The organism is Achromobacter sp. ACM03 (assembly GCF_014851665.1).
Lineage (GTDB): Bacteria > Pseudomonadota > Gammaproteobacteria > Burkholderiales > Burkholderiaceae_B > Achromobacter > Achromobacter aegrifaciens.
Map to the genome: position 1 here is coordinate 553,069 of NZ_JACVAD010000002.1, position 21,869 is coordinate 574,937.

General features: G+C 59.4%; 17 protein-coding genes and 1 tRNA gene. 7 read left to right on the plus strand and 11 right to left on the minus strand.

Annotation, left to right across the window (positions count from 1 at the left end; translation table 11 throughout):
• Positions 1-39: 39 nt before the first annotated feature.
• The 3 genes from IB257_RS10805 (at position 40) to IB257_RS10815 (ending at position 3,577) form a co-directional block, all read left to right on the plus strand.
• Entirely contained in the window at positions 40-855 is an 816-nt protein-coding gene (locus tag IB257_RS10805; protein WP_054458897.1) for a LysR family transcriptional regulator, read from the plus strand.
• 121 nt (positions 856-976) lie between these two features.
• Positions 977-1,966: a tripartite tricarboxylate transporter substrate binding protein gene (locus IB257_RS10810; RefSeq protein WP_192492285.1), complete on the plus strand. Its 990-nt coding sequence runs from the start codon at positions 977-979 to the stop codon at positions 1,964-1,966.
• A 447-nt stretch (positions 1,967-2,413) separates the two neighbouring features.
• Complete coding sequence (locus tag IB257_RS10815) at positions 2,414-3,577, plus strand: DUF4268 domain-containing protein (RefSeq protein WP_192353813.1); 1,164 nt, start codon at positions 2,414-2,416, stop codon at positions 3,575-3,577.
• 667 nt (positions 3,578-4,244) lie between these two features.
• On the opposite strand, the gene IB257_RS10820 is transcribed toward IB257_RS10815, so the two are convergent.
• From IB257_RS10820 to IB257_RS10860, 9 genes are all read right to left on the minus strand, one after another.
• Positions 4,245-5,108 (minus strand): hypothetical protein, encoded by an 864-nt coding sequence (locus IB257_RS10820; protein WP_192492286.1) that lies wholly within the window; start codon positions 5,106-5,108, stop codon positions 4,245-4,247.
• 39 nt (positions 5,109-5,147) lie between these two features.
• Positions 5,148-7,082 (minus strand): AAA family ATPase, encoded by a 1,935-nt coding sequence (locus IB257_RS10825; protein ID WP_192492287.1) that lies wholly within the window; start codon positions 7,080-7,082, stop codon positions 5,148-5,150.
• Positions 7,079-7,627 carry a hypothetical protein gene (locus IB257_RS10830; protein WP_192492288.1) on the minus strand — a complete coding sequence of 183 codons (549 nt, stop codon included), beginning with the start codon at positions 7,625-7,627 and terminating at the stop codon, positions 7,079-7,081. The genes IB257_RS10825 and IB257_RS10830 overlap by 4 nt, the downstream gene beginning before the upstream one ends.
• Positions 7,624-8,862, minus strand: a complete 1,239-nt coding sequence (locus tag IB257_RS10835; RefSeq protein WP_192492289.1) for a dsDNA nuclease domain-containing protein — start codon at positions 8,860-8,862, stop codon at positions 7,624-7,626. Before IB257_RS10835 ends, IB257_RS10830 begins: the two co-directional genes overlap by 4 nt.
• A gap of 130 nt (positions 8,863-8,992) precedes the next feature.
• Complete coding sequence (locus IB257_RS10840; protein WP_192492290.1) at positions 8,993-9,226, minus strand: antitoxin VbhA family protein; 234 nt, start codon at positions 9,224-9,226, stop codon at positions 8,993-8,995.
• 648 nt (positions 9,227-9,874) lie between these two features.
• The gene (locus IB257_RS31535; RefSeq protein ID WP_225588871.1) at positions 9,875-10,126 is read right to left on the minus strand and encodes a hypothetical protein; all 252 of its coding nucleotides are present in this window, start codon (positions 10,124-10,126) and stop codon (positions 9,875-9,877) included.
• A 590-nt stretch (positions 10,127-10,716) separates the two neighbouring features.
• On the minus strand, positions 10,717-11,346 hold the full coding sequence (locus IB257_RS10850) for an HAD family hydrolase (RefSeq protein WP_192492291.1): 630 nt from the start codon (positions 11,344-11,346) through the stop codon (positions 10,717-10,719).
• Between the two features lie 255 nt (positions 11,347-11,601).
• A tRNA-Leu gene (locus IB257_RS10855) sits at positions 11,602-11,686 on the minus strand.
• Positions 11,687-11,855: 169 nt separating this feature from the next.
• Positions 11,856-13,244, minus strand: a complete 1,389-nt coding sequence (locus tag IB257_RS10860; protein WP_192492292.1) for a uracil-xanthine permease family protein — start codon at positions 13,242-13,244, stop codon at positions 11,856-11,858.
• A 172-nt stretch (positions 13,245-13,416) separates the two neighbouring features.
• Between IB257_RS10860 and IB257_RS10865 the strand changes: the two genes are divergently transcribed.
• The 4 genes from IB257_RS10865 (at position 13,417) to IB257_RS10880 (ending at position 18,685) form a co-directional block, all read left to right on the plus strand.
• A complete protein-coding gene (locus IB257_RS10865; RefSeq protein ID WP_192492293.1) occupies positions 13,417-14,820 on the plus strand; it encodes a DKNYY domain-containing protein in 1,404 nt (467 codons plus the stop codon).
• 172 nt (positions 14,821-14,992) lie between these two features.
• Positions 14,993-16,891 (plus strand): molecular chaperone HtpG, encoded by a 1,899-nt coding sequence (htpG, locus tag IB257_RS10870; RefSeq protein ID WP_192492294.1) that lies wholly within the window; start codon positions 14,993-14,995, stop codon positions 16,889-16,891.
• A 262-nt stretch (positions 16,892-17,153) separates the two neighbouring features.
• Positions 17,154-17,423: a helix-turn-helix domain-containing protein gene (locus IB257_RS10875; RefSeq protein WP_192492295.1), complete on the plus strand. Its 270-nt coding sequence runs from the start codon at positions 17,154-17,156 to the stop codon at positions 17,421-17,423.
• Positions 17,420-18,685, plus strand: coding sequence for a type II toxin-antitoxin system HipA family toxin (locus IB257_RS10880; protein WP_054459305.1), 1,266 nt, complete (start codon positions 17,420-17,422; stop codon positions 18,683-18,685). The genes IB257_RS10875 and IB257_RS10880 overlap by 4 nt, the downstream gene beginning before the upstream one ends.
• 39 nt (positions 18,686-18,724) lie before the next feature.
• Here IB257_RS10880 and IB257_RS10885 read toward each other — a convergent pair whose 3' ends face one another.
• Together IB257_RS10885 and IB257_RS10890 are read right to left on the minus strand one after the other, a co-directional pair.
• The gene (locus IB257_RS10885) at positions 18,725-20,842 is read right to left on the minus strand and encodes an acetate--CoA ligase family protein (RefSeq protein ID WP_192492296.1); all 2,118 of its coding nucleotides are present in this window, start codon (positions 20,840-20,842) and stop codon (positions 18,725-18,727) included.
• Positions 20,843-20,859: 17 nt separating this feature from the next.
• Complete coding sequence (locus IB257_RS10890; protein WP_192492297.1) at positions 20,860-21,855, minus strand: acryloyl-CoA reductase; 996 nt, start codon at positions 21,853-21,855, stop codon at positions 20,860-20,862.
• Positions 21,856-21,869: the final 14 nt, after the last annotated feature.

Sequence of the window (21,869 nt, forward strand, 5' to 3'; positions counted from 1 at the left end):
AGAAATGGTTTATTCCTTTGGAAGAAATCGGAAAATCTTATGGATAGCCGCCAGCTCAAGGCCTTTGTCGCTGTCTTCGAAGAGCGCAACATCACGGCCGCCGCCCGTCGCCTGCACCTGAGCCAGCCGGCTCTGTCCGGCACGATCAAGAGCCTGGAGGACTTGCTGGGCACGCAATTGTTCGCACGCCAGGCGCGGGGCGTGGCCGTGACGGAGGACGCCCGCATCCTGTATCCACAGGCGCGGCGCATCCTGTCGCAGACGGACTCGATGACGCATCAGTTCCGCCATGGTTCGTCTGCGTCGCGCATCGAGATCGGCGTGGAGGCGGATATCGCAGGGCCGGACATCGCGGCCTTCATGCGCGCGGCACAGGAAGTCGTGCCGGGGCTTTTCGTGAATCTGCTTGAAGGATGCCAGGGCGATGCCCGACTGGCGACTGAAGACGAGCGTTGCGAGGACGAGCTGTTCTTGCCGCTGTCCGTCGACCCCTATGTGCTGGCCCTGCCCGCAGGCAGCGGCGCCGACGCGGCATTGCCGTGGATTGTGTGCCCGAGCCACCCGACGCATCAGCGCCTGCTGCCCTTCTATGGCGCCGGTGCAAATACGCCGGCCGCGCACGCCGGATCGTTGCGCCTGGCCTTGGCGTTGACGGCCGCCGGCGCGGGCATGTGCGTGGCGCCGGAATCCCTCGCCCGTAGCCAAGCCGGCGTGGCGATCAGGCCGCTGGAAGGACTGGAGATGTCGCGGCGCATCGGACTTTGCTATGCAGTGCAATCGTTGGACAAGTCGGTGGTGGCAACGCTGGTGGAGCGGCTCGGGGATCCTGCGGTCCGGGCCAGGCATACAACATAGAGAAACCTTTCAACGCCATCGATAGGCTGGGCCAGCCTGCAACTTCACTCGTTAAGTTGTAGTCTTGCGCCTTTCGCCAATAAACATGGCCGCGCTGCGGCCGATCAGGGAGGAGATAACTATGACAACGCGATCCGGCGCCAAGCTGGGCAAGGCGGTACTGGGGATAACGCTGGCTGCCGTGGCGTTTACCGCATCGGTTTCTAATGCGCAGGCGGATGACTACCCTTCGCAGCCGATCAAGCTGATCGTGCCTTTTGCCGCCGGAGGCGGCAATGACGGGATCGCGCGTCTTCTGGGGCAGCTGCTGTCCGATGGCCTGAAGCAGCCCGTGGTGGTGGAGAACCGCCCCGGCGCGGGCGGCAAGCTGGGTGTGGAGCAGGGCCTGAAGGCAGCGCCCGATGGCTACACCCTGACCTTGATTTCCAACAGCTATTCCGTCAACCCCAGCCTGTACAAGCTGCCGTTCGATCCGGTCGAGGACATGACGCCGATCGGCATGATCGCGCGTGCGCCGTTCTTCGTATCGGTCAATCCCAGCGTGCCGGCGGATAGCTTGGGCGATCTGGTGGCTCTGGCCAAGAAGAAGCCCGGCGGGTTGACTTATGCATCGTCCGGCACGGGTGGCATATCGCATCTGGCGATGGAGGCCTTCTTGAAGACGGCCGGTATCACCATGGTCCATATCCCGTACAAAGGGTCCGCGCCGGCTCTAACGGACACGGTCTCAGGCCAGGTCAACGCGATGCTGACCACGGCCGGCTCGACCCTGCCTTACCGCGAGGACAAGCGCCTGAAGGTGCTGGCCGTGACCTTGCCGCAGCGCGTATCCTCGGCGCCGGACATCCCGACGGTGCGCGAGGCTGGCGTGCCGTATGACGTGACGGTGTGGTACGGCATCATCGCGCCCAAGGGCGTGCCGCCGCAGGTGCAGGTCAAGCTGAACGCGGCGATCAATGCGGCCGTCGTGAAGCCCGAGATGGCCGATCGTTTGAAGGCGACCGGGGAAGAGGCTGCGCCGGGTAGCCCGCAGGATTTTCGCGATCAGATCGTGAAGGAGATTTCTTTGTGGGGCGATGTGGTGCGCGAGGCGGGCGTGACGGTTAATTGATCGTCTTGCGGGGAACTGGGCACAGGACTGTCAACATCCGTCTACAACAGTCTGTGCCGAGTGGTCGGACGCCAAAAAGCTTGAACTCACAAGCAGAAGGATCACATCCGCCGCGTTGATCTGCTGATCAATCTCCGCTTCCAAGCGGCAGCCCGCGACAATACGGCGGTCATGCCAAGACTCGATGAGTCCCTAGTGTTGCAAGGGCGCGAGGTGTTTTTCGAGCTGATCGCGATATTGCTCGTCATCATGCGAATAAGAGAAAAATAACTTGGCCATCGAAGATCCTCTGTCTGTAAAGCCGCCTACCTCCCCCGGGGGCCGCGACTGCACCACAAGGCTTGATGAAGTATGATTTTGTAACATAGTGGCCTCTAGCACTGCTCCTACCGGGCGTGCCCGCATTGCCCACATGCGTCCCAACAACGGAAACCGGATTGACCATACATGTTCCGAATTGACCATGCATCGAATCGCATCATCAAGCTGAAGGAGGTGAGTTTTTCGGAACTGGGATTCACCGAACGGCACCATCTTCAGGAATGGCTGGCTAATCAGCCAGATGCTCTGGGCGAAGAGCTTCTCATCATCCAAAAGGAATTCGACGGCTTCGACGACACCCGGGAGCGACTCGACCTGCTGGCCATCGATAAGAACGGTGACTTAGTCATCATCGAGAACAAGCTTGACGACTCGGGAAAAGACGTCGTTTGGCAAGCTCTCAAATACGCCTCCTACTGCTCAACCTTGTCGAAGTCACAGATCGCCGAGGTCTTTCAGAAGTATCTGGACAAGTCCGGACCGGGCCAGGATGCGAAGGCGCTCATCTGCGACTTTTTGGGACAGGAAGAATTTGCGGAGGTCGTGCTGAACCCCGGCAACGATCAGCGTCTCATCATGGTGGCGGCGCAGTTCCGAAAGGAAGTGACATCCACTGTTTTGTGGCTATTGAAGCATCGGGTGTTCGTGAAGTGCTTTCGAGCGACGCCGTTCAAGGACGGAGACGATCTGTTCCTCACTGTCGAACAGGTCATTCCGCTTCCAGAAGCCGAAGAACTCATGATTGGCATTTCCGAAAAGGAAGACGAGGAACAGTCCTCGGAGCGCGGCCAGGCGACACGGTATCAGTTGCGCACGGATTTCTGGCATGCGGCCCTAGAGGCGCTTCGGACAGCGAATGTGGAACTCTACGCCAACGTCAGTCCCAGCCGAGACCATTGGCTCAATGCGGGCTCCGGCGCCAGCGGCATCTACTATTCGATGATCTTCAACAGAGACGAGGCGCGGGTAGAGTTCGCCCTAGGCACACGATCGAAGGAGGCGAACAAAGCGCTGTTCGACTACCTCTACGCACGCCGGGAGGAGCTTGAGGTGGCTTTCGAAGGTCCGCTGTCCTGGCGGCGCATGGACGACAAAAAGGTGTCACTGATCGAATGCGCTGCTTCCTTCGACGGACACAACCGAGAGAGCTGGCCAAGCATGATTAAGTGGCTCGTCGAACATGTGAGAAGAATGGAGAATGCATTCGACAAGGAGATTCCTGCACTTCGGCACCTCGCGAAAACGCAGTTCTCGAAGGAGGCCACAGTCGAAGAGATGGCACTTTCATGAAAATGCTCGAGCCGGTGCGGACAGTCAGGGGCGCCCAAAGCCGAGCTTTGGCGGCTGACGGTGCCGACAAGATACCGGCAGAGGCGGCTGCGCACAAATGCCAGCATTGGCGATAGCCCGGACAAGCCCAGAATGCTCAGCGATGCCTCGGTCTGGCCTCAAAGTAGGCGCTCTGAGGCGTGCGTTTCCGTTCGCTGTAGAGCCAAGGTGCATGATAGGGGTCCACGGGGATTGCCGATATTCGTAGCCTGAGTTGGGATATTTCGCTAACGGCGACGCTCACCGTCTTTCAAAGCAAAAAGCCGTCCCTGCATTTGCAGGAACGGCTTTTTGAATTCTGGTGCCCGGGGCCGGAATCGAACCGGCACGCCTTGCGGCGGGGGATTTTGAGTTGGCGATTTACAGTGTTTCTATAGGGAAATGGGGCGAATTCTAGCGTAGGTTGAAATAGGTAAAACAACTTTTAAATCAGTAGATTGGCGCATTCTACCTAAATTCGGGAAAACTGGTCGCTGTACCTGTACTGTACTGAAATTCCGGTACGACTTTTCTCAACGAGAGGCCACAATCTAGATGTCCGGAGACCGGTTTGTCGTTGCCCAAACCTTCCTACAGTCGTATCTCTTGTGTAGGTTTACACTGCCAATTCTCAAAGCGTTTAGGTCAGCTAGTCGCCGTACTCGTCTTCCCCATCTTCGGCACCATACCATTCTCTTGTGTCCACCATTAAGGAGTCTTCCAATACCTCAAGGTCCTCTGGCGATAAATCGTCATTGATCGTACAGGTAAGCGCACAAGTGAAGGGGAACGACTCGTCAAGCTCAGCGCCTTCGCCGCGTCTAATGTCGCTATTGGAACCCCATTGCAGAGTAACGCCTAGAGTTCCACGTGCGAGCAAATGAATTGTGTCGTGGGTTATATCTGTGACCTCCGCAGAGCCAACGTAAACCTCTTCCAGAGAAAAGTGGGTTGCGATCTCGTCTACGGCGGGCAAAGAGTCACTGAGAACCTCACTGACCGTACTCTCATGAATTGCCTCTTCTAAACGTTCAATTATCAGCGAGCGACAGTCCCGAATGACTGCGGCGAAGCCGGAAAACGCACTGGTTATTTCACCAGAAAGTTTATCGACGGTATCGGCAGAAAGGTCGAAGACTTCTCTTTCAACATGAGTGAATCGGCTAAGTCGGTCTATAGCATCTCTAAGCGATCTGTGTGCATCGGACGGGTCAATGTTGAGGGTGTCACGCACGAATTTATCAGAGAGGCCGCCTTGAGTTGCATAGATTGCCCGCTGCACCCTGGTTATCCCATTCTCATTTTGGGTAAGGTTTTTGTACCAGCTGCATTTCAACACTCCTTCGCTAGGGGCGAGCCGATGTAAGACGTGGCGGCTAAGCTCTCTCATCGCATAAGCGAAGTTATTAAATCGGAGTTTATTGCTTAAATCAGATAGGTTGCGAACTGCTGCTTCATATAAATCAAGTTCAAACTGATCTTTGCTGATAAGTTCGGTTATGTTCTCGTCCACTTCCAGTCCCTCTATTAGATTTTGAATGGCCCAGATTATTTATGGTCCCGTATAATACGAGATTAGGGCGGGCGCGTTAGGTTCTCCGGCCATTCGTATATCTTTGAACTCGTTCAGCGGAGTTGCAGGGGTGACTAGATCTGAATCTATGAGAACAAATTGAACTTTTTTCCCGTTTATGCCTCGTGCAAGTTTATAAATCTCATCATAGAGGGAGATTATCAGCTCGGGATTTTCATCGTCACTGATATTCTTTGTGGGGCTGTCGATGATAAGTATGTTTGGAACGGGTAAGTTATTGCTCAGCGCAACTGAATGGATTGCCAGTGCATAGCAGACGTTAAAGAGGGTTTTTTTCCCGCCGCTACCTGTATCCCAAAATCCCCACTGTTGATCATCATGAATGACAACCGGATTCCAGTTTCTAGGGCTTATTTCGATATCGTCAACCGCTGATATCCCGGGAAAAGCAACATCGGAAAGTATGCGTTTAAACTCGCTGGAAATTGCCCCGACGTTATCGTCAGCCGCCTTCAATCGATCTCTTTCTGAATTGCATGTGGATCGAAGTAAATCAATCTTCCCTTGCAGTGATCCGGCTTCCTCTTCAAGTGAGTCAATGGCCTCCGGCATTTTTTGTAGGCGTTCTAATGAGCGCATCCGCTCGGTGAGGGTCGCAATATCACGTTCACTCGCACGCATAGACTCTATGAGTGCCGAATCATACCTAGCTAACTCAAGTTGAAGTCGATCGTCGAGCTCGCTTTTTTCCTTTTCAAGAATTTTAAGCTGACGTTTCATCCGATCTACTTCTCGGTTTCTTCGCTCAATAGAGTCAGCAATCTGATCTATGCGATCGTTAAGGTCCCTATAGAGTGCTTCTAGCTCTAATGAGGATAATTCTTCGTTAGATGTATGGGTACCGCATAAACGACAGTGGTCATGGGAATGAGGGCGATCGGTTATATCTGATCCGCACTCGGGGCAACGGTGATATGCGACTCCTTCGAGGATCTTCCCTGCGTGTGCAGCTCTGCTCGCCTTGGTTTTTGCTGTTATGAGTTCAGCTCGTAACGCATGCTGTTCGGCGATAGACTCTTCGGAATCGGTGATGGCCGTCCTAAGATCATCAATACTGGAGCCTAAGCTTCTTAACTTTTCCTTGAGAGTATCTGTCGGATGAGTTTCAGCGTGTCGAGTCTCGTCAAGCGCGGATAGGGCATGCTTCGACTCATCAAGGGCTGCACGGGCTGTAGCTAACTCGGCTCCGATGTCTAGATCTGTACTCCAGCCGAATTGCGCCATGAATGCGCGGATTTGTTGCACCGCTGCTCGTTTGGCGCGCTGATCGTCAATTGCTTGAAATAACTCTCCTTCGAGTTGATTCAACCGTTCTGAGTGGAGGCCGGTGAAGAATCGCATTGCGTCTTGACTCTTCCTGCCACGAAATGGATCCTCTAATCGAAAGAATGATGAGTCCAGGTGGGTTTGGTCGAGATAACAGTATCTCCATATATCTCGAATGCTGAGGCGGATTAAAGGTGATTCAGGATCTCTACTTCTTTTTCGAACTTTAATGGGTATTACGTCGCACAAGAAAAATATTAGATCGCTTAAGTTGAAAATATCTTCACCGACAATGGGTTGGTCGCCGGCATCTAGAGGCGCACTCACTGATTGGATGGTATTCTCATTATGTGACCAAGTTACTCTGACCGACTGTGTATCTTCAGAGGTGCGTTCGAGAATGCATTTAAAGTCTCCAAGCGTTGCCGATAACTCGGCAGCCAGAAATTCTTTTTGTATTGCTGGCGTGCGCTCTAAATCTCCGCCCAAGCAGTAATCTATCAGCCTGGCGACAGTTGATTTTCCTTTCCCTATCGGTCCGTGTAGAAAAGTAACTCCCTTGGAAAAGTCAATTCTCTCGATGCTTCTTTTGGTTCTGACCGTTAGGCTGGTGAGCTGAATTTTCATGTCGGTATTGTCGAATTTGACCTGAGCGATAATATTTCTGGAAACGTGTTGTATACAAATTTCATCAAGTTTGTCGCTCCCAAATCCAAGTGTCGTTTCAACGCAATTGCCCTTCGCGCGTGTGCTTCGAACAATGGGTCGGCGCCGAGAGTTTTTGCAATTTTTTGCCCCTCGGCCGTTGGTGCAATGACCACTTTTCGGCCTTCTAAGGTAACAAAGGCTAAGTTCTTTGCTGTCAAGATATTCAAGAACTCTCTATAGCGATGGTCCCACGGGCCAAAGCGATACCTGACCATTGCCGACTCGACACTCGATTTTTCGTGCTCCTCAAGTTTCACATCTTGAGTAGATCGACCTCGTGCCTCAAGCGCTTTTTGAAGCATAACGGGATAACGTAATAGGAAGTCGAGCTTTGCTAGTTTTGTTATGCCTTCAATTGGACCGCCACCCGGCGTGTCATAAAAAGCGTTCAATAGAATTAGAATACGAGCGAGGTGTAGATCGGTTGCTTGATCCAAGTCAACGATGGTTTGGACGAGGTTCATTCATCCTCCCATGGCCGATCTATGCTCCATTGAATCTTGCATTCTGATGTTAAGGAATAGGCCACGCCTTCGAGGTGCTCGTCAGAGCATTCATATAGCTTGGCGTTTTGTGCTCTACGCATTTCAAAACGCGATCTTAGCTTGTCGAGCATACTTAGCCCCATGGGTTGCTTTTCAAGTTTTGCTGTTTCGAAAGCGCGCGCCGCGTCGCTTAGAACTAATGATCGTATATGGCTATACCGTTGCAAACCTCTTTCATTGCCAAGCTTTTGTGTCCACATCACGCCGAGATAATCTGCTGCATCTCTTAGGTCTACGGCGGAGTTTCTTGAAACTGCGGAAAAGCCCCCGGCATCTAATTTCTTGAGAAGGAGATCTTCATTTCCTGAGCCAGGTTGAGTTAGGCGACTAGGTGAACCGTTCAAGGGAAGCTCATCATTGAGCCCTGCTTCGAGAACACTCAACAAACGCCTTTTATCAAATCGCTTTCCTTCGATACGGCTTTTAATTTCGTCCGCATGGCTGGATAGGCTAGGCAGATAAGCGGGCAGCACGTCGGCATGTGCCAGGGAAGAGGCCCGCGCGCATTCATTCGCCAAATGTTGGGCAGCGCGGACTACAGACGCATGAACCAGTTCTTGAGCACGAGGCCAATTTCCACCGGTAAGCGTGCTAATCAGCCGCATTTCAATATCTGTGAGTTTTGGAAGGCGGTCGTCTGCCTCAGTTTTTTGGAGGGCTTGGCGCGCTGTTGCCGCATCGCACTTTGCTTCTTTGGCCACCGCGTTCAGGAAAGACTGGACTGGCCGGGCAAGTGTAGTCGTTCCATTGGCTCTACGAATCTCACCTAGAACAAACCGCAGATCCTTACCATTCTTACTGCGTTGAATTTGGTGGTTAGTCTGGAAGTGGTATGAAGAAAACCGTCCTGGGAATAAATGTTCTAACTCGCAAAAACGTGCGCATGATTTCTTGACCGCCTTATCTGAGGTACTCCAAGTCCCTTGCTCTCCGTCCCTTGTTTTAACCTGCAACCCAATGAATTTTCCATCTACTCGCTTGAGCAAGATGTCTTCATGATGCTCACAGAAGATCTCCGCTACTTCTTGAGTCTCATCGAGTAGCGCGCAGCACATTATTGCAGCCCACGTCCATTGATACCGAAATCTTCGAGCGATCTCATCACCTGGGTCATTCTGTGCGAGCACGGTGTCAGGGCTAAGCGGGCTGTGCATTAATTTCCTCTTAGAGACGTAACCACATTGGCTTATGAATGGTCATTGGTGTTCAAACAATATTCTTGGGGTGTGACAAATCCCGGCGACAGCCTATCCTGCACTAGTCCCCAAATCCTAAATTTCTTCGTCATGACGAAGACTTTGGGAGCGTTAACGCGTCAGCGCGCGGTTGCACAAACTCTTGCAGGCTGATCTGACCATCTATGAAACGCTGAGCGTGGGCCTCATCTGCTTCACTGAGCGAGAAACCTTCTAGACCGACGGAGGCCCGCACATAGTTAGCTGCCGGTTGCCGGCGGCTGCGTTCGGTACCCGATATGATTTTTTGGGGCTGTTGCCTGTATTTACCCTTGCCAGCCATGGTGTCTCCTTGCCGTAGGTAACTCGATCTTACAAGAAGTATGGGTAATCTGGTTTAAATACGCGCAGCCACAGAGGTGGTGCACTGAGTGTCTTGTTTTACCTGCTATGGACGCCAATATCGGCTGCGTATTAGCCGTAGTTTCCAAAGAGGCTTTGCCTCTCTGGACTCTCCACCCTCGCCGGCGGGAGCCTCGGGAGCAGGGGTTGCGGGCTCTGGCCCGAACTCCTGCCCCCGGGCATAGCGTGGGGCGCTGCTGCCGCGTCAAGGGGCCGTGTCCTCGCCCTGTGGGCTGCGGGCCGCACCAACCCCTTGACCCGTCATCCGCTCGACGGCATTGCTACTGACGTCGTTTGGCCGGAAGAGGTGTCAAGGGCGGGACCGGAAGCCGCAGCCCGAAGCGCAGCGCAGGGAACGGGTGAGGATCCCGGGCGAAGCCTTCACCCTTGATGCCTCTGGAAGCCATGCAGCCTGTCGGCCGGGGGGAGGAACAAGGCGAAGCCGCTGGGCCTGCCCCCGCGGCCAGTCCGGCAAGAACGGACGCGGGATGCAACCGAAGGGGTTGCCCAAGCGTAGCGCGGAGATATGTGCGGCCATAAATGAAAAGGCCTCGCTGATGGCGAGGCCGATGCGGACGCAACATGCACATCACTTACCGTTGACGGAGCCGCCCGTTGCCGGTCCCCAGTTCTTGCCCATGTTGTGCAAGACGTGTTGCCGATAGGCTGGGTTCCACATGGTGTTGCCTGCAATCATGTGGTTGGTTCGGCCAGCAGTAACCATCATGCCCGACTGCATATCGCGGCGAGTCGTCTTAGGATTCACCACGTTGCCAATACCCTGCGCCATGCTCCTGAATGTCACAGCGTCAAAGGCGATGCCGCCAGCTAGTCTTGCCAACTACACCACTCGTTTTTCTCTGCGCGAAGAAGATGATCAAGGCAAGAACGATGATTTGCATAAACGAGCTGATGGGATTGTCCGTGTGCTTACTACTCGGTCGGACAGCGCCTTGAATAGCGCCAAACCGACAGACACAACAACCATTGTGATGGCAATTTCAAGGATGTAGGCCAGTGCCTGCTGGAACCATTTGTCGAACCAGGATTAAATGCGTCAGGCTTCAATTTCCCAGAAGAGCTATCGGCAAATCCCGAATGCCATCGTCAGAATCCGCTTTCTCTATCTGTCGCGGGCAATTATCAATGGCGAGCAGCCAGGATCGATAAAAAGTGTCAGACTACAATTTCACAACCTTGCCTTGTAGCCTGAAACCATTTTTGTGGAATAGCGCGGCAAGGAGACTAGGGCATCGTTTTTTTTGCCGGCATCTAGACCCTGTCGGAATGAGTAGTCAAAGCCGCAAGAAATAGCGGGCAGATGTTTATGATTGAACCTGCGCACATAACTCCAATATCAGCAGAAGAGCCATCGGCGAATCCTGAATTCCATCTTGGAGCCTGCTTTCTCTTTCTATCGCGGGCAACCCTTCAATAGCGAGCAGACAATATCGTGAGCACGTCACTCAGTGAGCCCACAGATTCAGTTGAACTCGTCGCCGTCGCGTGTCTGTCCAAGTGGTACCCATGTATGCCAAATTTCCGGGGCCCGACCATATCGGCTTCAATGGTGTCGCCGATCATAATTATTTCTTCGGGCCGGCACCCAATACCACCGCAGAGGTATCGGTAGATTTCAGGCTGTGGCTTCACGGCGCCGGCTTCGTATGACCAAGCGCAAAAGTCCGGTCGAATGGGCAGTAATTCCAGTACCGGAGGCCCATATGGCGCTGCGAGGTTGGAGCAAAGCGCTATTTTGATTCCTTGATCTTTCAAGGCGGCCAGAGTTGGGGCTGCATCAGCGAACAGAGTGATTGATTGGATTTCTTCATGCAGTTCGGCTTCCAGAGAGCGCAAGTTCTCTTCGCTGACCATGCCGCCGAACAAGCTGGCTGTCTGTCTCAGGTCTACCGCATTGCTCATCGCCCTGATGCCGTCGTCGCTCTGGCGGCGGCGGCCTGCCTCATGCAGCAGGCGGACCAGCTTTCGGAATGGGCGAGTGGGCCGTTCTATGCGGACCAATGTTCCAAAAACGTCGAATGCTACGGCCTTGATTGCCATCGAACCTCCAGCTTGTCAGAGTAGGCTTGCACTGCGCGGTCGGGGGGCGGAACCAACCTTGTTGCGAGGAAATTCTAACGGCCGCAATTTGGTCCAGGTCCCGATATCGTCCGCTAGCTTGGGGCGTACACGTTGCTCGCATTTGAGAGCGCCCGTTGTGTGCGGAGCGTCGAAATGAACAGGTGCGAGGGCCGCTTGCGGCAATCTGCCATGAAAAAAGCCGCTGACGGTAAACGTCAACGGCTTTTTGAATTCTGGTGCCCGGGGCCGGAATCGAACCGGCACGCCTTGCGGCGGGGGATTTTGAGTCCCCTGCGTCTACCAATTTCACCACCCGGGCTAGGAGGTCGCGGACACGTCCAGATGACGGTCGCGGGAGAAGCGAAGACGGTGATTATATGCGGTCTGGGAAAAATTGTCAGGCGGCCCTGGATCCTGCCATCTGACGGGGGCCAGTCCCTCCGCACACAGGCGCAGGCCGGGACCGGCTTTCCGAGGAATCCGCTGCCTTACTTCTTCTCAGGCAAAAACCAGTTCATCACCAGCGCGCAGATGCCGCCGGTGGCGACGCCCGACTCCAGCACGTTCTTCACGGCATGGGGCAGGTGCGACAGGATTTCCGGCACTTGCGACACGCCCAGGCCCAGGGCCAGGGACACGGCGATGATCAGCAGGGCGCGGCGGTCCAGGTGGATGCCGGCCAGGATGTTGATGCCGGACGCGGCGACCGCGCCGAACATGACCATGGCGGCGCCGCCCAGGACGGGTTCGGGCACGGCCTGCAGGATGCCGGCCACGGCCGGGAACAGGCCCAGCAGGATCAGCATGCCGGCGATCCATACGCCGACGTGGCGGCTGGCGATGCCGGTCAGCTGGATCACACCGTTGTTCTGCGCGAAGACCGAGCTGGGGAAGGTGTTGAAGACCCCGGCCAGGAGCGAATTCGCGCCGTTGACCAGGACGCCGCCCTTGATGCGCTGCATCCACAGCGGGCCTTCGACGGGCTGCTTGGAGACCTTGCTGGTGGCGGTGACGTCGCCGATGGCTTCCAGGGACGTGACCAGGTAGATGATCAGCATGGGCACGAACAGCGCCCACGAGAAACCCAGGCCGAAGTGCAGCGGGGTGGGGATCTGGAACAGGGCGGCTTCGCGGGCGCCGGTGAAGTCCAGGCGGCCCATGTAGGCGGCTGCGATGTAGCCGACGGCCAGCGCCAGCACCAGGGCGGTGCTGCGCACCCACACGACCGGCACGCAGTTCAGCAGGATGATGGTGCCCAGGACCAGGCCGGACAGCGTCAGGTTCTCGGCGCTGGCGAAGGTGCCGTTGCCCATGGCGCTGTAGCCGCCGCCCATGCTGATGAGGCCGACCTTGATCAGCGTCAGGCCGATCAGCAGCACCACGATGCCGGTGACCAGCGGGGTGATCAGGCGCTTGACGAAGGGCAGGATGCGGCTGATGCCCATTTCAACGAAGGAGCCGGCGATGACCACGCCGAAGATGGCGGCCATGACGGCTTCGACCGGGGTGCCTTGCTTGACCATGACCGAGCCGCCAGCGATCAGCGGGCCGACGAAGTTGAAACTGGTGCCCTGCACGATCAGCAGTCCGGCGCCCAGGGGGCCGAAGCGCTTGCACTGGACGTAGGTGGCGATGCCGGAGATGACCAGCGACATGGACACGATCAGGGTGGTGTCGCGGGTGCTCACGCCCAGGGCCTGGCAGATCAGCAGGCCGGGGGTGACGATGGGAACCAGGATGGCCAGCAGGTGCTGCAGGGCGGCGACAAAGGCCACGGGAGGCGCGGGACGGTCGTCGGGGCCGTAGACCAGGTCAGGGCTGGGGTCGGCGTCGGATGAGCCGTGGGGGGCGGGTTGGGTCAGGGAGGCGGGTTGCATGGCGGATGGGCCGGCCAGGGATGGGTAGGGGAGGAAAGTGCGGGATTTTAGCGGGGAAGGCCCCGTGCCGTCCGGGGACGGACCGGGAGGGGGGCGCAGGCGCGGGCCGGGATCTCCGCCGCTGGTTAGAATCCCTGGTCGCCAATCAACGGCAGGTCAGCCCCGCCACTCCATGCAAAAACGCGCCAAATGGGCCTTGATCACGCTGGTTCTGATCATCGCCGCGCTGCCGATGTTCCTGTTGTTCTGGTTGATGGACGGCGACGACTTCGCGGCCGTCGACCGTGGGCAGTCTTACGGCAACAGCATCTATAAGAATTATCAGGGCGGCGTTTACGCCGCGGTCCCCAGCAACGGCTATTACCGCATGGACGAGGCCGATCCAGCCAGTTTCGCGGCCTTCGATACCGGGGCTTTCGATGGCAGGCAGGCGGCCAGGGACCAGCGGCACGTGTATTGCGGCAACCAGGTCCTGCCGGACATGAAGCCGGCGTCGGCACGCTACCTGGGCAACAGCTATTTCAGCGACGGCGCGGTTACGGTTTTCTGTTCGATGCACAGTGTGCGCAACGAGAAACTGGGCATGCTGGACGAGTTCTGGCAGAAGATCCAGTACCAGGCGGATGCCGGCCCCAAGCCGCAGACCTACCTGTATCCGTTCGTCGTCCTGCCGGCCAGCGCCCGGCCCTACCGGCCGTTGCTGGACCGCGAGCTGGCCACCGACGATGTACGCGTGTACTACCGCGGCCGCGAAATGCCGCAGGCGGCGCCCGCTTCGCTGCGCCGCCTGCCTGCAGGCCGGGATGGCGACGTGCGTTCCAGCGACGATTTCTTCGCCGATGGCCGCCGCGTCTATTTCCACGAACAGTTGCTGCCGCTGTCGGATGATCCCGCGCTGTACACCTTCATGGTGGGCGACCTGTACCGCCAGCCCTATCTGCAAGACCCCCGCGACGGCATGGTGTATGTGGGCGCGCAGCCCTTCGACGCGGCGCATGCGCCGTACCGCCTGCTCAACGAGCACGGCCGGCATGTGTACCAGGCGCTGTTCCGCAGCAAGGACGGTATCTTTTTCTACAACACGCAGACGCGGCAGGTGGAACGGGCGGGTGACGACCCGTTGGCTTCGGGCACATACACCGCGCTGTCGCCATACGTGTACACGGATGGCAAACAGACGTTGTTCCTGCAGGCGCAGGAAGTTTGGGCCCGCAACTCGCGGGGCGGGGGCGGTGGGCTGGTGTCCCGTTCCACGCTGGTCAACCAGCTGGCGGATGCGCCGGCTGGGGAATGGATCAAGCGCGGCGTGGTTTATCACAACTTCGGCACGGTCTGGCAGAAGGGAGAGAAGCTCTTTTACCTGGATGAGCTTGGACCCTCGCAGCTGATTTCCCATTCGATCTATCAGATCATGGACCGCGGCGCGGCGGATTTCCTGCTGAGTTCGCAAGAAACACGGCAGATCACGGCTGCCGACATACGCAAGCTGGTCCGGGCCGGCAAGCTGGCGGTGCCGCAGTATGAAGCCGTGCTGGAAGCGAAGACACGTTACCGCAAGGTGTTCTCGATTTTCTGAGGCGCTGCCGCCACTCCCCAAAAGGGGAGGCTAGAACCTGCGGGGGTTTTTTTGCCCGCCCTTGAAAGTGCGCCATTGGCCCCCACATCAGTAGGGTTTCCCGGCGGCCGCGCGGGCCAGATGTCCCGGCAGCCAATAACCGTCCCTAATTTTTACCTAGCCACGTAGAACTATGAGCCAAACCGCCACGCCTTCCACGTCCGAAACCCTGGGGTTCCAGGCAGAGGTGAAGCAGCTGCTGCACCTGATGATCCATTCGCTGTACAGCAACAAGGAAATCTTCCTGCGCGAGCTGGTGTCGAACGCATCGGACGCCTGCGACAAGCTGCGCTTCGAGGCCATCGACCAGCCCGAACTGCTGGAAGGCAATGGCGAACTGGCCATCACGGTCAGCTACGACAAGGCCGCCCGCACCATCACGATTTCCGACAACGGCATCGGCCTGTCGCGTGAAGAAGCCGTGGCCAACCTGGGCACGATCGCGCGCTCCGGCACGCGGGAATTCTTCTCGCAGTTGACCGGCGACAAGCAGAAGGACGCGCAGCTGATCGGCCAGTTCGGCGTGGGCTTCTATTCGTCGTTCATCGTGGCCGACAAGGTCACGGTGGTCAGCCGCCGCGCCGGCGCCACGGACGCGATCCAGTGGGAATCCGACGGCCAGGGCGAATTCACCATCGCCGCTGCCGAGAAGGCCACGCGCGGCACGGACGTGACGCTGCACCTGCGCGCCGACGAAGACGAATTGCTCAACGGCTGGAAGCTGCGCGAGATCCTGCGCCGCTACTCGGACCACATCTCCCTGCCCATCCGCATGGCCAAGGAAGAGTGGGACCAGGAAAAGGGCGAGCAGGTCAAGACCGAAGAACTGGAAACGGTGAACCAGGCCAACGCGCTGTGGGCCCGCAGCAAGTCGGACGTCACGGAAGAGCAGTATCGCGAGTTCTACAAGACGGTGTCGCACGACTACGACGACCCGCTGGCCTGGACCCACAACCGCGTCGAAGGCCGCAGCGAATACACGCAGCTGCTGTACGTGCCCAAGCATGCGCCCATGGACATGTGGGACCGCGACGGCCGCCACGGCGTGAAGCTGTACGTCAAGCGCGTCTTCATCATGGACGACGCCGACCAGCTGCTGCCGTCGTACCTGCGCTTCGTGCGCGGCGTGATCGACTCGGCCGACCTGCCGCTGAACGTGTCGCGTGAAATCCTGCAGGAAAGCCGCGACGTGCGCGCCATCCGCGAAGGTTCGGCCAAGCGCATCCTGTCGCTGCTGGAAGACATGGCGGAGAACAAGCCGGAAGACTACGCCACGTTCTGGTCGGAGTTCGGCCAGGTGCTGAAGGAAGGCGCGGGCGAGGACTCGGCCAACCTGGAACGCATCGCCAAGCTCATGCGTTTCGCCTCGACCCACACGGGCGACCAGGCCCAGACCATGTCGTTCGCCGACTACGTGTCGCGCATGAAGGAAGGCCAGGACAAGATCTACTACGTCACGGCGGATACCTTCGCCGCGGCCAGCAACAGCCCGCATCTGGAAATCTTCCGCAAGAAGGGCATCGAAGTCCTGCTGTTGTCGGACCGCGTGGACGAATGGATGCTGTCCTATCTGCGTGAATTCGACGGCAAGTCGCTGGTGTCGGTGGCCAAGGGCGGCCTGGACCTGGCCGAGCTGGCCGACGAGGAAGAAAAGAAGCACCAGGCCGAAGTGGCCGAGGACTTCAAGCCGCTGGTCGAGCGCCTGCAGAAGACGTTGGAAGACCAGGTCAAGGAAGTGCGCGTGACGCTGCGCCTGGTGGACTCGCCGGCGTGCGTGGTGGTGGGCCAGAACGAACTCAGCCCGCACCTGCTGCGCATGCTCAAGGCCGCCGGCCAGGAAGCGCCCAACGTCAAGCCGGTGCTGGAAATCAACCCGGAGCACCCGCTGCTGGCCCGCATCCGCGCTGCCGAAGACGGCGAATTCGACCAGTGGGCGCGCCTGCTGCTGGACCAGGCGCTGCTGGCCGAAGGCGCGCAGATCGCCGACCCGGCCGCGTTCGTGAAGCGCTTGAATGCGTTGCTGCTGAAGTAAGCGGCGCATCCGCTTGAAGGAAGAAAGGCGCCCCTTGGCGCCTTTTTTCTTTTGGGAGACGTTTCACAAGCAGTGATTAAAAAATTACCGATCGGTAATTTTGTACAAAAAATCCGCTTGGATAGAAAAAATTATTCCCGTTCGGTAATTTTTTCACCGTAGAAAAATGTGCCGCGACAAATTTTTCCCGCTCGGTAATTTTTTTCCTGCGCCAATCAAATTTTTATCCTAAAATTACCGATCGGTAATTTTGGAGGCGGCCATGCCCTCGCAAGATATTCCTGCCGAGCTCGCAGGCGGGGCCGGCGTAACGATCCGCACATCGACCGAACTGGGCGAATTGGTGAAGGCCGTGCGGCGCTCGCAGGGCTTGCTGCAAGCGGACTTGGCTGGCCTGTCTGGCACCGGCAACCGCTATGTGGTGGATCTGGAGCGCGGCAAGCCCACGCTGCAATTGCAGAAGGTGCTGGACATGCTGGATCTGCTGGGCCTGGAAGTGAAGGTAGCGCCCAAACGCCCGAGGCTGCCATGACCGTCGCTGACGCGCTGGACCTCTATCACGCTGACCGCAAGGTCGGCCGCTTGTTCGACGAGCGGCCGTTGCGCTTCGTGTACGAAGATGCCTGGCTGAATTGGTCTGGCGCGCATGCCATTTCGCCGTCGGTGCCTCTGCGCAGCGGCGATCATGCGGGCGATGCCGTGCATGCTTTTTTTGAAAACCTGTTGCCCGAAGGGCATGTACGCAAGTTTCTGCAGGTCAGCCGCCATGCCACCACGGTCTTCGGTCTGCTGCGCAGCGTGGGCGGGGATACCGCCAGCGGGTTGACGATACTGCCGCAAGGGGAGCGGCCCGCGCCGGCGCGCCACCGGGTTGCTACATGGCAGGACGTGACAAAGCGCCTGCAAAACGTGGCCGTGCCCGCGCTGGCGGCGGAGAACGCCGAGGGCGCCCGCATTTCTCTGGCCGGGGCGCAGGACAAGCTTCTATTGACGGTCATGCCCGATGGTTCGCCAGCGATACCCGAGGGGGCTGCACCGTCCACGCATATTCTGAAGCCGGATATTCGCGGCCTCGATGGCGTATGGTCATCGGCCCTGAACGAAACGCTGGTCATGCAGTTGGCCGCCAGAATGGGCCTGGGCGTGGCGGAAGTCCGCTATCAGCCCGATACGCGCGCATGCCTGATTACCCGGTATGACCGCAAGCCTGACGGCAAGGGTGGTTTGCTGCGGCTGCATCAGTTGGATCTCTGCCAGCTGGCTGGCAAACCGTCCGACGTGAAGTATGAGTCCGATGGCGGTCCGTCGCTGCAGCAATGTCGGGAGCTGTTGGGAAGCATGGGCATCGGCGCGGCGGATTTGAAGCGATTCCTGCAATGGATATTCTTCAACTTGTGCGTCGGCAACAACGATAGCCATGCCAAGAACCTGTCCGTGCTGCAGACGCAAGATGGCCGATACCGGCTGGCGCCCTTTTATGACCTGATGTGCACGGGCATGTACTCCGGGCTTGCTCGCAATTTCGCGTTTGCGATCGGCGGTGAAGTGAAGCCGGGCAGCATCGGCGCGGAACATATCGCGACCATGGCTAAGGAGTTGGGTTTTGCCCTGCGCTACGTCAGGGCAGCAGGGGAGTCGCTGGTGGATGCGCTTCCCGTCGCCTTGGATGAGGTGCAGGCAGGACTGCTGGCGCAGGCGCCGGGGGGCGCGGAGCGCACGTTGATCGAGCGCTTGGGGCGTTGGATCAAGACCAACACCCGCAAGCATGCCAGGCGGTGGGGGATGGACGCGTAGCCGCCCGCGGCCGCATCGGCGCCACCGTCTGGGTGGCACCTAGCCCCGCATCACCACCGCATCCAGTGCCACCACCCCTTGTCCCTCGGGCAGCGCCAGCAAGGGATTGATCTCCATTGAACTGAAGTCCTCCCGCCGCGCGTGGGCGTAGCGGGATAGCGCCGCCAGCGCGTCAGCCAGCGCATCGACGTCGCAAGGAGGCGCGCCGCGCGCGCCTTGCAGCAGCGCGTAGCCCTTGATCTCGCGGATCATCGCCAGGGCTTCCTCGCGACCGAAGGGGGCCAGGCGGAAGCTCACATCCTTGAGCACTTCGACGAAGACGCCGCCCAACCCGAACATGACGACCGGGCCGAACACCGGGTCGCAATGCACGCCGGCGATGCATTCCACGCCCTTGGGCGCCATGGGCGCGACGAGCACGCCGTCGATGCGGGCGTCGGGCCGGTGCTGGCGCACGGCGGCCATGATGTCGGCATAGGCCTGCCGCACGGCGGCTTCGCCGCGAATGTTGAGCTTCACGCCGCCTACGTCGCTCTTGTGCGTGATGTCGGGCGATACCACCTTGAGCACGACGGGAGCGGCGTCGCCGTCCGTAGCAGCCAGCTCGGCGACGGCGCGCACTGCCGCGTCCACGTCGGCGGCCAGCGTGCAGGGCGAGGCCGGCAAGCCGGCCTGGCGCAGCAGCGCCATGGCCTGGACTTCGTTGTAGGCGTCCAGCAATGGCGGTGTGTGCGCCGCGGGCATCGTGGGAGCATCGTCAACAACGTCGCTACCCGTATGAGCAGCCAGCCCGGCCACCGCGCCTATCGTGCGGATGGCGGCGCTGGGATCAGTGAACACCAGGCAGCCCAGTTGCTCCAGTTCCCGGCGGCGCGCGGGCGGAAACAGCGCGCTGATGGCCAACGGCACGTCCGGATGGCGGGCCTGCATCTGCCTTGCGAAAGCCTCGAAGGTAGGCCACAAGGCTTCGGAGGATCCAGCGGCGGCCAGGAAGACGGCCAGCGCGTCGTAGCGTCCACCGGCCAGCATGTCGTCGGCGGTGGCCAGCAGCAGCCCGGGTTCGGACACGGCCTGGCCGGTGACGTCGACGGGATTGCGGCCGCTGGCGAAGGGCACGCGCTCCAGCAGGCGGGCTTGCGCTTCGGCGGCGGGCTCGGGCAGCGCCAGGCCAGTGTCGTCGGCCTCGTCGGCCATCAAGGCGCCCACGCCTCCAGAGATGGTGAAGATCCCCAGCCGGCGGCCCTGCGGCGGCTGTTTCCAGGTGTCCAGCGCATAGCCCAGGTTGAAGAATTCCTCGATGGTGCGCGCGCGCAGGGCGCCGTATTGGCGGAATAGCGCGTCGTAGACGGCATCATCGCCGGCCAGCGCAGCGGTATGCGAAGCTGCGGCTTGCGCGCCGGCCTGGGTACGGCCGATCTTCGTGACGACGACGGGTTTGCCGGCCGCGCGCGCCGCGGTCAGGGCGAGGCGCAGCTTGGCGCCGTCGCGGCAGCCTTCCATGTAGGCCATGATGACGCGCGTATCGGCGTCACGAGCCAGCCATTCGATGCAGTCGGCCACGTCGATGTCGGCCTCGTTGCCGGTGCTGATCCAGTGCGACAGGCCCAGGGCGCGCTCGCGCGCCATGCTGTAGGCGTAGGCGCCGAATGCGCCGCTCTGCGACACCATGCCAATGCCGCCGGCGGCGACGATGCCGTTGGCGGGGGCGGGCGAGAACGTTGCGTAGACATTGCGCCGCACGTTCATGAAGCCCAGGCAATTCGGCCCCAGCAGGCGGATGCCGCGCTCGCGCGCGATGGCGCAGAGCCGTTCCTGTTGCGCGGCCCCTTGCGCGCCGGTCTCGGAAAAACCCGAGGTGAACACCACGGCGGCGCCTACCTGCCCGGGCCGGGCGCGTTCCAGCGCCTGCGCGGCATGAGCGGCCGGCACGGCCAGAATGGCCAGGTCCACCTCCGCGTCCAGCGCGTCCAGGCCGGGTACGGCTGGCAGGCCGGCGATGGCGTCTGCGCGCGGGTTGACGGGGATGATGCGGCCGCCGTAGCCGTGCTGGAGCAGCAGCTTCACCGGCATCGCGCCGATCTTGCCGGGCGTGGCCGAGGCGCCGACGATGGCGATGCCTTGGGGATTGAAGAGGCGGGACAGGGAAGAGTCAGTCATGATGTGGCGATGAAAAATCAGGAGTAGCGCACGACGCTGCGGCCCGTGCTGCCGCGTTCGAGCATGGCGGCCAGCGCTTGCGGCAGCTGGCGGGGTTCGATGACGCGCGCGATCAGGTCCAGGTGCGCGGGGCGGTATTCGGCGGCGAGCTTGTTCCATACGTGGCGCCGCAGCGGCATGGGGCTGTTGGCGTTGATGCCCAGCAGCTTGACGCCGCGCAAAATGAAAGGGATGACGGTGGTGGGCAGTTCCGCGCCGCCGGCGTTGCCGAAGGCGGCGGCCACGCCGTCCGGCTTCAGGCTGGCCAACGCGTGGGCCAGCAGCGGCCCGCCCACGGAGTCGACCACGCCGGCCCAGCGCGCGCTCATGAGCGGCTTGATGCCGGCCGACAGGTCGGGCGGGGCAATCACCTCTTGCGCGCCCAACGAGCGCAGATAGTCCGCCGCATCCGGCTTGCCGGACATGGCGCAGACGCGATAGCCGCGCTGGCCCAGGATGTCGATGGCGACGCCGGCAACGCCGCCGGTTGCGCCGGTGACCAGGACCTCGCCTTGTTCCGGCGTCAGTCCGCAATGCTCCATCCAGTGCAGCGAGAGCGCCGCGGTGTAGCCCGCAGCGCCCAGCACGGCCGCATCGCGCAGTCCAATGCCGGCGGGCAGCGGCAGCACCCAGTCGTGGCGCACCCGCGCATACTCGGCATAGCCGCCGTCGCAATCCACACCGATGCCGAAGCCATGCACCACGACCTCCTGGCCGGGCGCGAGCGCAGGGTCGGCGGAATGCACAACGGTGCCAGAAAGGTCAATGCCGCCGATGCGCGGATACTCGCGGATGATGCCACCGCGGCCGGCCTGGGCCAGCGCGTCCTTGTAGTTCAGGCCGGCATAGGCCACCTTGATGAGCGTGTCGCCCGCGGACAACTGGTCCGCGGTCAGCGTGTCGAAACGGCCCTGCGGCGGTTCGCCCGCCGCGCCTGCGTGCAGGCGGTAGGCCTGGAATTCGGGGTTTTCCATGTTCGTCTCCTTAA

Coding starts and splice junctions, on each gene's coding strand:
- IB257_RS10835 (WP_192492289.1), bottom strand. CDS start 8,862: ATGCACAGCCCGCTTAGCCCTGACACCGTGCTCGCACAGAATGACCCA.
- IB257_RS10865 (WP_192492293.1), top strand. CDS start 13,417: ATGCAAAAACGCGCCAAATGGGCCTTGATCACGCTGGTTCTGATCATC.
- IB257_RS10825 (WP_192492287.1), bottom strand. CDS start 7,082: ATGAAAATTCAGCTCACCAGCCTAACGGTCAGAACCAAAAGAAGCATC.
- IB257_RS10840 (WP_192492290.1), bottom strand. CDS start 9,226: ATGGCTGGCAAGGGTAAATACAGGCAACAGCCCCAAAAAATCATATCG.
- IB257_RS10805 (WP_054458897.1), top strand. CDS start 40: ATGGATAGCCGCCAGCTCAAGGCCTTTGTCGCTGTCTTCGAAGAGCGC.
- IB257_RS10860 (WP_192492292.1), bottom strand. CDS start 13,244: ATGCAACCCGCCTCCCTGACCCAACCCGCCCCCCACGGCTCATCCGAC.
- IB257_RS10850 (WP_192492291.1), bottom strand. CDS start 11,346: ATGGCAATCAAGGCCGTAGCATTCGACGTTTTTGGAACATTGGTCCGC.
- htpG (WP_192492294.1), top strand. CDS start 14,993: ATGAGCCAAACCGCCACGCCTTCCACGTCCGAAACCCTGGGGTTCCAG.
- IB257_RS10890 (WP_192492297.1), bottom strand. CDS start 21,855: ATGGAAAACCCCGAATTCCAGGCCTACCGCCTGCACGCAGGCGCGGCG.
- IB257_RS10810 (WP_192492285.1), top strand. CDS start 977: ATGACAACGCGATCCGGCGCCAAGCTGGGCAAGGCGGTACTGGGGATA.
- IB257_RS10880 (WP_054459305.1), top strand. CDS start 17,420: ATGACCGTCGCTGACGCGCTGGACCTCTATCACGCTGACCGCAAGGTC.
- IB257_RS10875 (WP_192492295.1), top strand. CDS start 17,154: ATGCCCTCGCAAGATATTCCTGCCGAGCTCGCAGGCGGGGCCGGCGTA.
- IB257_RS10815 (WP_192353813.1), top strand. CDS start 2,414: ATGTTCCGAATTGACCATGCATCGAATCGCATCATCAAGCTGAAGGAG.
- IB257_RS10885 (WP_192492296.1), bottom strand. CDS start 20,842: ATGACTGACTCTTCCCTGTCCCGCCTCTTCAATCCCCAAGGCATCGCC.
- IB257_RS10830 (WP_192492288.1), bottom strand. CDS start 7,627: ATGAACCTCGTCCAAACCATCGTTGACTTGGATCAAGCAACCGATCTA.